Origin of the sequence: Bacillus sp. AFS041924 (assembly GCF_002577195.1) — a bacterium.
In the GTDB taxonomy this organism is placed as follows: domain Bacteria; phylum Bacillota; class Bacilli; order Bacillales; family Bacillaceae_G; genus Gottfriedia.
Genome location: NZ_NULG01000033.1, coordinates 1 through 11,309, shown reverse-complemented (window position 1 = coordinate 11,309; position 11,309 = coordinate 1). Strand labels below are relative to the sequence as shown.

The 11,309-nt window shown below is 35.1% G+C and carries 11 protein-coding genes; 8 read left to right on the top strand and 3 right to left on the bottom strand.

The features are described from left to right. Positions 1 to 9: 9 nt before the first annotated feature. On the top strand, positions 10 to 288 hold the full coding sequence (locus COC46_RS11435; RefSeq protein ID WP_098809843.1) for a gas vesicle protein: 279 nt from the start codon (positions 10 to 12) through the stop codon (positions 286 to 288). Between the two features lie 87 nt (positions 289 to 375). Here COC46_RS11435 and COC46_RS11430 read toward each other — a convergent pair whose 3' ends face one another. The 3 genes from COC46_RS11430 to COC46_RS11420 are packed head-to-tail and all read right to left on the bottom strand — an operon-like array spanning position 376 to position 4,048. Further along, positions 376 to 1,518: a Ger(x)C family spore germination protein gene (locus tag COC46_RS11430; protein ID WP_098809842.1), complete on the bottom strand. Its 1,143-nt coding sequence runs from the start codon at positions 1,516 to 1,518 to the stop codon at positions 376 to 378. Continuing rightward, the gene (locus tag COC46_RS11425) at positions 1,518 to 2,612 is read right to left on the bottom strand and encodes a GerAB/ArcD/ProY family transporter (protein ID WP_098809841.1); all 1,095 of its coding nucleotides are present in this window, start codon (positions 2,610 to 2,612) and stop codon (positions 1,518 to 1,520) included. The genes COC46_RS11430 and COC46_RS11425 overlap by 1 nt, the downstream gene beginning before the upstream one ends. Next, positions 2,609 to 4,048, bottom strand: coding sequence for a spore germination protein (locus tag COC46_RS11420; RefSeq protein ID WP_098809840.1), 1,440 nt, complete (start codon positions 4,046 to 4,048; stop codon positions 2,609 to 2,611). Before COC46_RS11420 ends, COC46_RS11425 begins: the two co-directional genes overlap by 4 nt. Before the next feature lie 190 nt (positions 4,049 to 4,238). Here COC46_RS11420 and COC46_RS11415 point away from each other — a divergent pair, with 190 nt between their 5' ends. From COC46_RS11415 to COC46_RS11385, 7 genes are all read left to right on the top strand, one after another. Next, on the top strand, positions 4,239 to 4,652 hold the full coding sequence (locus tag COC46_RS11415) for a MerR family transcriptional regulator (protein ID WP_098809839.1): 414 nt from the start codon (positions 4,239 to 4,241) through the stop codon (positions 4,650 to 4,652). A 15-nt stretch (positions 4,653 to 4,667) separates the two neighbouring features. Then, the gene (locus COC46_RS11410; protein WP_098809838.1) at positions 4,668 to 5,357 is read left to right on the top strand and encodes a zinc metallopeptidase; all 690 of its coding nucleotides are present in this window, start codon (positions 4,668 to 4,670) and stop codon (positions 5,355 to 5,357) included. 196 nt (positions 5,358 to 5,553) lie between these two features. Then, on the top strand, positions 5,554 to 6,135 hold the full coding sequence (locus tag COC46_RS11405; RefSeq protein WP_098809837.1) for a TVP38/TMEM64 family protein: 582 nt from the start codon (positions 5,554 to 5,556) through the stop codon (positions 6,133 to 6,135). Between the two features lie 351 nt (positions 6,136 to 6,486). After that, entirely contained in the window at positions 6,487 to 7,815 is a 1,329-nt protein-coding gene (locus tag COC46_RS11400) for an NAD(P)-dependent oxidoreductase (RefSeq protein WP_098809862.1), read from the top strand. A gap of 16 nt (positions 7,816 to 7,831) precedes the next feature. Further along, complete coding sequence (gene preA, locus COC46_RS11395; protein WP_098809836.1) at positions 7,832 to 9,139, top strand: NAD-dependent dihydropyrimidine dehydrogenase subunit PreA; 1,308 nt, start codon at positions 7,832 to 7,834, stop codon at positions 9,137 to 9,139. Further along, complete coding sequence (gene hydA, locus COC46_RS11390) at positions 9,136 to 10,536, top strand: dihydropyrimidinase (RefSeq protein WP_098809835.1); 1,401 nt, start codon at positions 9,136 to 9,138, stop codon at positions 10,534 to 10,536. The genes preA and hydA overlap by 4 nt, the downstream gene beginning before the upstream one ends. 20 nt (positions 10,537 to 10,556) lie before the next feature. Continuing rightward, entirely contained in the window at positions 10,557 to 10,778 is a 222-nt protein-coding gene (locus COC46_RS11385; protein ID WP_098809834.1) for a hypothetical protein, read from the top strand. Positions 10,779 to 11,309 lie beyond the last annotated feature (531 nt).

Sequence of the window (11,309 nt, the reverse complement as noted above, 5' to 3'; positions counted from 1 at the left end):
GGAGAAAACATGCAACATTCAGCGCAATCCACTAATATTTTGGAAATTTTAGAGAAAGTTTTAGATAAAGGAATCGTCATCGCAGGAGATATTAAAATCGCTTTGGCAGATGTCGAGCTACTCACAATTAAAATTCGTCTTGTTGTTGCTTCAATCGATAAAGCGATGGAGATAGGTTTAAACTGGTGGCAGGATGATCCATATTTTAATTCAAGTGTAAAAGGGAAGCTTTTGCATGATCGGATTAATCGGATAGAAGACAAGCTTGGTATACAGCAAGATGGGTAGTGGGAAATAATAAAAAAAGCAGCGACCTAAAAGGCTGCTGCATTACATAAATAATAATCAATGTCTTTGGTTATTCTGTCATTCAATCTATGTATTAAGTATGTCAATATCAATTTTCGGTTTAATCGTCATTTTTGGATAATCTTTTCTCCAATCTAATGACTGCCATACTTTTGGGTGAAATGCTTTTAATTCCTTAGCAATACCTAGAGCATCTGAATTTGCAGATTGCATTGTCTTAATCGTTTCTAAAGCCATCTTTTCAAAGTGTTCACTAAGAACTTTTTCCATTTTGACATAATCAGGCTTTAACTTATGACCTTCTTGACCAAGCTCGAAAGCACTGACTTGTAACTTTAATTTTACCTCGATTTTTGGTAGCTTTTTTGATTCATTGGAAACAGTAATTTTTGAAAAGTTTCTTTTGACGGTAAACCCATAATTATTTTTAATCGCAGTTTCAGAATATGATTTTTCACCATTATCTCCTGATAAATTTCCGGTAAATCTTCCCCAATTACCAGTAAATCTTTGCCTTCCTGTGTTTCCTCCCTTTAGTAACATCATCAGTTTTACTTGATCTCTATCAAGTATTTTTCCAGTAGGCTTGCCATTGCGATATAATAACGCTCCACTTAATTCTAAGTCAGATTTTATTGGACTTAACATAGGTAACGCTAAATCAGACATTGGATCATCCTTTGATTGTATAAAATTCATCATGGAGACCGTTGGTATTGTTCTGTTTTTCTCCATTGAGACAATAAAATCATTCAAATCTTTTGAAAACTCTTTATTTGGGTCTGAAGCAGTTTCAAATATTTTCGAAAGGTCTCCATCTAATACAATCAAAGGGGTGTTAATAGACGAATAGGGTGCTCCGAGTAAAAAATCAAGCTCTGAAACGGGATCTTTTGAAGCGAAACTTTTACTTATTAAATAAACTCTTGTACTAATTCCTATGAATGGGGATTGATCAGTATATTCCCATTGGCCAATTGCTTCTGCTAATGTCGGTCCTTTTAGCTCTTTCATTACCGAATGAGACTCCCCGATACCTAGTCCAGTGTTTTTAAGCTGCGTAATTAGAAAAAAAGCCCCGACTTCACCAGTTTTTTCGTTCAGATCAAAACCATTGACATCGACTAAATGAAGTTTCTTTAAGTCAAGACTATCCCAACAGCCTGTCAATAGTGGCAACAGAAGTAGTAATATTAAACATTTTTTCATTAGTTTGCCACCTTTTCTTTTACAAACGATATTAGTAGAAGCACCGTTGGAACTCCCATTATCATGATTGCCGTAGAAATATTATGATACTCTGAAAATTTGGGAATCCACTGTCTTTGCGTAAAGAATATTCCTGCAACGAAGCATAAGATTGCTATTGACCACACTAAAAGTGAATGATTACGGATTTCTTTACTACCGATAAAAGCTAAATAACGAGCAGACAAAAACAAGTAAATATAAGCAGTTACTAGAGTCACTGATAGCCAAATTGTGATAAATAGAATATCCAAGCTTTGAACAACTGGCCACCTGAACTTACGAAGTATAAAAATCATCGGCTCAGGGATTAGATTTAGTTGCTTTTCGCTAAAATTGTACGTAACAATAAAAGCTATAAAAACGTAAAATAATGTCGTTAACCCATTAGCGACAGACATAGCAACCAAAATATTTTTCTTTTTTTTACATTTTACATATGGAAATACGTATAAAAGAAGTTCGTATCCAGCATACGCCCAAAATGCAGGAATCGAACCTTTTAAAATCGGAGCAATCCCATGAGTACCGATTGGTAGAAAATGACGAATATCTCCGTTTCCAAAACCACTAATAAAAATGATTACAAAACATACAAAGAACATAAGCATTATCGATTGTGTAATTGTAGAAATTGAACGAAGTGTTGAAGAAGCAATATACCCAGCTATTAAAGTCATTAGACCAATTAGGACGAACCAAGGTGTTTCAAATAATAACCATCGATTAATGACATCTGAATAAGAAACTACAACCATTAAACAAGATTCTGCACAGTATGCTGCAAATAGCAAGTTAATAATCATTCCTATTGGTTTTCCTGTAATGGAAAAAATATATTGTTGTATTGATCGATCGGGATAATTTTTTCCAAGTTGATAGACAACCAGAATACCAATTTGAGCAATAATTCCTCCAATAATCAGAGACATCCAGGAGTCATAACCTGATATTTGAGACATTTTATAGGGAATCGACAAAACGCTGACACCAACTTGGTTCAGTACAACGAGACAAATAAGTTGATTAATCGAAATCTTCTTTAATTGTATCATTCAGTCTTCCCCCTAGGATTTCCCATTCTAATTTCGTCCTTAGCCATGCTTTCTAATGGACGTTTTTTCATGCTCCTGATCGGTGCTCTGAAAATCGTATCTTTAATCGTGTCGCCATTAAACCAATTGTAAAAATACGGAATGCCCATTGTATTCATGCGGGATAAATGTGTTAAAACCAACAAATATGAAATTTCTAATCCGACTAACCCAAAGATTGCTGCCATGAAGATAAAAGGATATGCTAATAATCGGGCTGTGTTACTCATTTCATACGAAGGTATTATAAATGAAGCAATACCAGTAAGCGCTATAATAATTACCATCATATTTGAAATTAGATTGGACTGAACAACAACTGTTCCAATTACGATACCACCGACAACACCAATTGTCTGACCAATTGGATTTGGTAAACGGACAGTTGCCTCTTTTAAAACCTCAAGTATAACTAGCATTGTAATCGCTTCTAATATAGGTGGCATCGAAACGAATTGCATTGAACTTTGTAAAGTAAGTGCGATTTCTAATGGAAGGACTCGAGGGTCGAAAGTAACTAGTGCGACATAAATTCCTGGTAAGCTAAAAGCAATAATAAAACAAAGAATTCTTATTAATCTTAATAAACTACCGAATACCCAGCCAACTTGGTAATCATCTGGACTTTGAAAAAATGCCCAGAAAGAAACTGGGACGATTGCGCATTCTGGTGCACCATCGGTTAAAAAAGCAATTTTCCCATCCATTAAATAAGACTGTACTCGGTCTGCTCTTTCTGAGACGAGCATTTTAGGAAATAGTGAGAATCTTTTATCTTGAACCAGTTCTGAAAAAAATCCAGGTGATTCTATGTAATCGATATCAATATTTGCAATCCTTCGCTCAAATTCTTGTAAAACAATATCATTAGCTAAAGACTGTAAATAGATTACTGAAACTTTCGTGTTCGACCTACGTCCAATCTGATAATGCTTAACGACAAGATCTGGAGTGGCAACTAGGTTTCGGATAATATTTAAATTCGTATTCAGATTTTCATTTAAAGCTTTATGAGATCCTCGTAAAACACGTTCATTTATTGGAATGTTTACTGAGCGCTCTTTCACTAACTCTGTTTTAAGTAAATAGAGCTTTGTATCGCCTTCGATTTGGAGTACTGTTTTTCCTTCAACAAGTGCATTTGCTGCAACAGATATGAGTTCTGTTTCGCAGTAATCGAGAATGGAAACGGCCTCACGTACACTGACATTTGTTTTGTTTAGTAATGGGTGAATAATATTATCTTGCACCATTCTATCTTCAATCATTGTATCTAAATAAAATAACCGAAAACTTCGGTCGCCGCTTCCAAAATTGCTTGTTTTAAAGTCAGAACTATTAAATAGCAATTTCCGAAGTGATTTTTCATTTTTATCTAAATTTCGGTCAGCTATCATTAAAAGCGTCTCCCTTTCCCGAACAGGTAATTTTATCCTATTTTTCCCACGAAGTTTATTCCTATTCTGTATTTTAAGATGTAGTTAATTTACTAATTTATTAGACGGAAAATAAACAACGTAACGTTTTACTGTACGTTTTAAGTGAACTGACTTATAATACAAATAGAAGGATGGTGAAAACGTTGGGATTGTTTATAAAATAGGAGAATTAGCAAAAGAAGTAGGCGTGTCTAAGCGCACAATTGATTATTATACAAACTTAGGATTACTTGAGCCACAACGTTCGGAGTCTGGACATCGGTTTTATAATGAAGCTTCTTTAGAAACTTTAAAATTTATTGAGCAATGCAAATCCATACACTTACCACTCCAAGAAATAAAAGAGATTTTAAACAAGAAAAAAACAGCAATGGTCGAGAGTCAGAGTATTGCACCTTTAACAGAGGAAGTAACTGTTCATATGAATCAGTTACAAAATGATCTATCACAATTAAAATTTTTACTAGAAAATTTAACATTAGAACAAAAACAAAATATTATACGTCAGTTAACATCACAATCATCAGAATTAATTCAGACGTTACAGTCGTTTATTCTTTAAAAGGAGAGAATGTAAATGTTTTTTCACCCTATGGATTTCCTAATTTTGATTGCCTTTGGATTATCGATTTGGGCACAATTTAAAGTGAAATCTAGTTTTAATCACTGGGCTGAAGTGCCAGCATCTGGAGGTTTAACCGGAGCTGAAGTAGCAAGACATATATTAAATAATAATAATTTACCTAACGTACCGGTGGAAGTAGTCCCTGGTCGATTATCAGATCACTATGATCCGATAGCAAGAACAGTTCGTTTATCTGAAGAAGTTTATTACGGTAGATCGATTGCCTCTGTATCAGTTGCGGCTCACGAAGTAGGGCATGCAATACAACATGATACTTCATATGGATTTTTAACACTTCGTCATCGTATTTTCCCGGTTGTTAATATTGCATCAGGTGCTGCACCATTATTACTACTAGCAGGATTTTTACTTCAAGCATTTTCTCTAATTGGAGTAGGAATCTTACTCTTTTCAGTAGCTGTTGCATTTCAACTAATTACGTTACCAGTTGAATACAATGCAAGTTCACGAGCAAAGACATTAATGCTAGCATCAGGTATAATCCATGACACTGACAGAAAAGGTGTAAATAAAGTACTAGGAGCGGCTGCTCTTACTTATTTAGCAGCAACTTTAATTTCAGTGTTAGAATTAGTAAAATATTTATTTATCTTTTTCCAAGGTCAAGCTGAAGAAGAATAATCAAAAAGATGATTTCGAGTAATTCGAAATCATCTTTTTTTGTCCGAAAAATTAATTTTAATTTGATTAGTATGTTTATAATTTCTATGTCTAAACTAGTAGATAGATTTTATTTTTGGAAGTCTTTTTTGTGACCTAAGCTTTTAATCTTACTAAATATTGTACAATTAAGTGGTTAAAAAAATGGGGGAAAATTATGACACTTTCTGCAATAGAACATCTATTAAATACATACAAAGATTATGCAGTTGTACTTAGTATATTAATTAATGTTCTAATTAGTATTATTGGTATTATACCAGCGTGGTTATTGACTGCAATTAATATTAAACTATTCGGTTTTACTGGTGGATTTTTAGTATCTTTCGTAGGTGAAATCATAGGGACGATCGTATCTTTCTTATTGTATAGAAAAGGTCTACAAAAAAGATTTATTAGCAATGCAAGTAAATTTAAGCTATTAAAGAGGCTTTTAAGTTTAGAAGGAAAAGAGGCTTTTTACGGTGTCTTATTCTTACGTTTAATTCCTTTTATCCCATCTAGTTTAATTACATTATTTGCTGCATTTGGAAAGGTTACGTGGTCAAGTTTCATTTTAGCTAGTCTAATTGGGAAGTTTCCCGTCATATTATTTGAATCGTATTCTGTTAATCAAGTGTTAGAATTTACTTTATTCGGTAAGATTATTTTAGGATTATTACTTATTGTACTTCTTGTCTATATTTCTAGAAAACGATTTACTGTTTTTGTGAAGAATAAAGTATTAGGTAAGTACTAATATCATGGCTCAAACCTAAGTGTTATAAGGGTTTGGGCCTTTATTTTTTAGCTAATAAACCAACGTAAAATTGAATAGCATTTAAAAAATAAAAGCTTTCTACTAACTATAAGTAGAGAGCTTTTATTTTCATTAATAAAGCACTGACAACCCTTATATAACATGTCTAAATCGATATTTTTAAACATATATTGAAATACCTCAATTTTAGAAAAAGCTTTATTTTTGAAAACGTCTTTACATATCAGGAGGAGAGTCTGAAATTACTTCCTTAATGAAACAAACTTAAAATCTACATTCTTAAAAAAGTCACGATATAGCTACTAGAGGAGGGTGTTGTTAGTGAATCGAATTTCGCCGAAGGATTTATCGAAGAACTTTGAAGAAGTACATCCTGGATTATCGGACCAAGAAGCGTTTGAAGAAGCGCATCGATGTCTTTATTGCTATGATGCGCCTTGTATTAAAGCTTGTCCAACCGGTATTGACATTCCTACGTTTATAAAGAAAATTGGTTCAGGAAATTTAAAAGGATCAGCCAAAACAATTATGACATCTAATCCCGTCGGAGCAAGCTGTGCTCGAGTTTGTCCAACTGAAGAGCTGTGCGAGGGTGCATGTGTACTAAACCATTCTACGAAACCGATTAAGATTGGGAATTTACAACGTTATGCAACTGATTGGGCGATAAAAAATAATCAGGAATTATTTAAGGCGGGTAAAAAGAACGGAAAAACAGTTGCAATCGTGGGAAGTGGTCCTTCTGGATTAGCGGCTGCTCGTGAACTTGCTTTACTTGGTTATGAAGTTACAATTTATGAAGCTGAAAATCATGCTGGAGGATTAAATCGATATGGAATTGTTTCTTTCAGGCTGCCACAGAGAATATCAAGCTGGGAAGTTCAGCAAATCGAAAACTTAGATGTAAAAATTCATACAAATACAAGAGTCGGATCAGATGTATCATCAGCTGAACTATTAGAAAAGTATGACATGGTCGTGTTGGCTATCGGTATGGGGAAAGTACCGATGCTAGACATTGAAGGGGAGGATTTGGACGGAGTATACGACGCGATTGATTTTGTTAAAGAGACAAAATTAGGAGAGCTATCTAATCGATTTATCGGTAAAAACATTGTTGTAATAGGCGCAGGTAATACTGCTATTGATGCAGCGACCTGTTCTGTTCGTTTAGGCGCAGGTAATGTCAAAATTTTATATCGTAGGACGCAAGCAGAAATGAGTGCCTACCAATTTGAATACGATTTTGCTAAACAAGATGGTGTGGAGTTCCGATGGCTCACATTACCAATACGAATCATTGGTGAAAACGGAAAAGTAATCGCACTGGAGTGTGTTCGATTGGAGTTAGGTGAAGTTGGAAAAGACGGTCGCAAAAGACCCGTACTTATTCCTGATTCTAATTTTACAATTCCAGTTGATGGGGTCATAAAAGCGATTGGTCAAACTCGTTATGTAGAATTAATTGAACAATTTGGATTAGAACACACTGATGGAGTGGTGAAAATCAATCAAGAAACTTTTCAGACGTCTAATCCTAAAGTATTTGCTTGCGGTGATGTCATTTTTGGAAAAGGGCAAGGTGAAGCGATGGTAGTGACTGCAGCACAACAAGGTAAAGAAGTAGCTTATGCGATTCATAAACAGTTAAATACTTAAAAGGAGGTTTTCTTGCATGGCAGATCTACGAATAAATCTTGCGGGCATACAGTCACCTAATCCGTTTTGGCTTGCTTCTGCTCCTCCAACAAATTCGGGATATCAAGTCCAACGTGCGTTTGAAGCTGGCTGGGGTGGGGCAGTTTGGAAAACATTAGGCGAACCAATTATTAATACCACCTCAAGGTTTGCAGCTACTAATTTCAACGGACAAAGAGTTGCTGGATTTAATAATATCGAACTGATTTCTGATCGACCTCTTGAAGTGAATTTAAAAGAAATTTATGAAACGAAAAAAAGATTTCCAGACCGTGCGATTATCGCATCACTTATGGTTGAACCTAAGCAATATAAATGGCATGAAATCGTGAAAAGAGTAGAAGATGTCGGTGTTGATGGATTAGAACTGAACTTTGGCTGCCCACACGGAATGGCCGAACGAGGGATGGGATCCGCATCAGGTCAAGTTCCTGAATTAGTAGAACAACAAACATTTTGGGTGAAAGAAGTTGCGAAAACTCCGGTAATCGTTAAATTAACACCAAACATTACGGATATTACTGTAACGGCGGAAGCGGCAGTTCGAGGTGGAGCTAACGCAATTAGTATGATTAACACAATCAACAGTTTAATGGGAGTAGATTTAGATTCCTGGAATACAGTCCCACATGTTGCTGGAAAAGGAGCACACGGCGGATATTGTGGACCTGCAGTAAAGCCAATTGCATTAAATATGGTTGCCGAATGTGCACGTAATCCACGTATAACAGTTCCTATTTCCGGAATTGGAGGAATTTCGAATTGGCAAAATGCAGTAGAGTTTTTATTAATGGGAGCGACTGGCGTTCAAATTTGTACTGCAGCAATGCATCATGGTTTCCGAATTGTCGAGGACATGATCGATGGGTTAAATAATTATTTAGACGAAAAAGGTATTTCCTCAGTAATGGACTTAGTAGGTAAAACAGTTCATAAATATTCAGATTGGGGAAATTTAGATTTAAATTATCAAATCGTTGCTAGGATTGATACGAATGAGTGTATTAACTGTAATAAATGTCATATTGCCTGTGAAGATACCTCCCACCAATGTATTGATATGTTAAAAGATGAAAGTGGAAAGTCCTATTTAAAGGTACGGGAGGAAGACTGCGTCGGTTGTAATTTATGTAAAATCGTATGTCCGGTAGAAGATGCAATTAACATGATAGAACTTCCAAATAAACAACCTTCAATGTCTTGGAATGAACGTCAACAAGCTTTAAAGTTATTAACACAATCTAATCAATATTCTATCTTAAAGGGGGGAAGGAAACGAAAATGAAGAAAATCATTCGAAATGGAACGATCGTTACTGCAACGGATACTTATAAGGCTGATATTTTAATAGAGAAAGATAAAATTTCCGCAATTGGATTAAATCTAGATTGTACAGAAGTTGAAGGGATTGATGCTTCAGGTCATTACATTTTTCCAGGTGGAGTAGATCCACATACACATTTAGATATGCCATTTGGTGGAACTGTCACAAAGGACGATTTTGAATCCGGTACAATCGCAGCTGCTTTTGGTGGAACAACAACAATTATCGATTTTTGTTTAACGAATAAAGGAGAGCCACTACAAAAGTCAATTGAAACATGGCATGAAAAATCGAAAAATAAAGCCGTTATCGATTATAGTTTTCATCTTATGATTGGCGAAATAAATGAAGAAGTATTACAAGAATTACCTAGAGTGATAGAAAAAGAGGGAATCACATCATTTAAAGTGTTTATGGCTTATAAAAATGTATTCCAAGCCGATGATGCCACATTGTACCGTACGCTTTTAGCAGCAAAAGAATATGGAGCGCTAGTAATGGTACATGCCGAAAACGGCGATGTTGTAGATTATTTAATTAATCAAGCTTTAGCTGAAGGAAAAACAGAACCTATTTACCATGCATTGACACGTCCTCCAGAAGTAGAGGGTGAAGCAACAGGAAGAGCGGCTACACTAACAGGTTTAGCAAATTCACAATTATATGTCGTCCACGTTACTTGTGCAGCGGCAGTTGAAAAGATAACGGAAGCTCGAAATAATGGAATTGATATATGGGGAGAAACATGCCCTCAATACTTAGTGTTGGATCAGTCTATGTTAGAAAAGCCTGACTTTGAAGGAGCAAAATATGTTTGGTCCCCACCACTTCGCGAAAAATGGAACCAAGACGTACTTTGGAATGCATTAAAAAATGGAAACCTCCAAACATTAGGATCCGATCAATGTTCATTTGATTTTAATGGACAAAAGGACTTAGGTCGTGATGATTTTTCAAAAATTCCAAACGGGGGACCAATGATTGAAGATCGAGTAAGTATATTATTCTCTGAAGGGGTTAAAAAAGGCAGAATATCATTAAACCAATTCGTCGACATCTCTTCTACTAGAAGTGCAAAGCTATTTGGTATATATCCTCAAAAAGGAACAATTGCTGTTGGTTCAGATGCGGATTTAGTTATTTTTGATCCAAATAGTAAACGAACAATCTCTTCAGAAACTCACCATATGGCAGTCGACTATAATGCATTTGAAGGGATGGAAGTAACAGGTGAGCCGGTGAGTGTATTAGTTCGTGGAGAGTTTGTAATTAAAGAGAAGCAGTTTGTAGGTAATGCAGGTAGTGGACGATACTTAAAGAGGAAGAAATATGGTGAAGCTAGATTAAATGAAGAGTGACGAAGGGGTTGATTGAATAAATGTCAACGTACAAGGAATTTTTAATCGAAAGAAATCAAATCGATTCCCTTATAAAGAAAGGCTACAAGATTAAAAATGTACGAGAAACACTTGATGGTGCTTATGTTGACTTTGAAAATCATGAGGAAGAGGAACAGTATGTAACTCTTCACATAATGAATGCTGATACCCGTAAGTATTTTGGTTTGTTAATTATTAATCAGTTAGGGATTAATCTTTGAGTTTGATAGGATATTGAATTTTGATAAAAATGGGCGGAGTGTAAATAGAGTTGGAGAATCGTAATTGCATGGGCGATTCGCTAATAATATTGTTGAATCACAAATAAAAAGAGAGAATCGCAAATATATGGCCGAACCGCAATAAAAAACAGAGAATCACAATTAAGACGACGTAATCGCAAATAAAAAGAGAGAATCAGAAATAAAAAGAGAGAATCGCAATTAAAACGACGTAATCGGAAATATAAAGAGAGAATCGCAATTAAAACGACGTAATCGCAAATAAAAAGGCAGAATCACAATAAAAATAGCAGAATCGCAATTAAAAAGAGAGAATCGCAAATAAAAGAGAGAATCACAAATAAACTGACTGAATCGCAAATAAAAAGGCAGAATCACAATAAAAATAGCAGAATCGCAATTAAAAAGAGAGAATCGCAATTAAAACGACGTGATCGCAAATAAAAAGAGAGAACCACAAATAAAAAGAGAGAATCGCAAATAAAAAGGCAGAATCGCAAATAAAAAGGC

Excerpts from the sequence above, each read along its gene's own strand:
- COC46_RS11410 (WP_098809838.1), top strand. The coding sequence starts at position 4,668 with ATGTTTTTTCACCCTATGGATTTCCTAATTTTGATTGCCTTTGGATTA.
- COC46_RS11430 (WP_098809842.1), bottom strand. The coding sequence starts at position 1,518 with ATGAAAAAATGTTTAATATTACTACTTCTGTTGCCACTATTGACAGGC.
- COC46_RS11420 (WP_098809840.1), bottom strand. The coding sequence starts at position 4,048 with ATGATAGCTGACCGAAATTTAGATAAAAATGAAAAATCACTTCGGAAA.
- COC46_RS11405 (WP_098809837.1), top strand. The coding sequence starts at position 5,554 with ATGACACTTTCTGCAATAGAACATCTATTAAATACATACAAAGATTAT.
- COC46_RS11385 (WP_098809834.1), top strand. The coding sequence starts at position 10,557 with ATGTCAACGTACAAGGAATTTTTAATCGAAAGAAATCAAATCGATTCC.
- COC46_RS11425 (WP_098809841.1), bottom strand. The coding sequence starts at position 2,612 with ATGATACAATTAAAGAAGATTTCGATTAATCAACTTATTTGTCTCGTT.
- COC46_RS11435 (WP_098809843.1), top strand. The coding sequence starts at position 10 with ATGCAACATTCAGCGCAATCCACTAATATTTTGGAAATTTTAGAGAAA.
- hydA (WP_098809835.1), top strand. The coding sequence starts at position 9,136 with ATGAAGAAAATCATTCGAAATGGAACGATCGTTACTGCAACGGATACT.
- preA (WP_098809836.1), top strand. The coding sequence starts at position 7,832 with ATGGCAGATCTACGAATAAATCTTGCGGGCATACAGTCACCTAATCCG.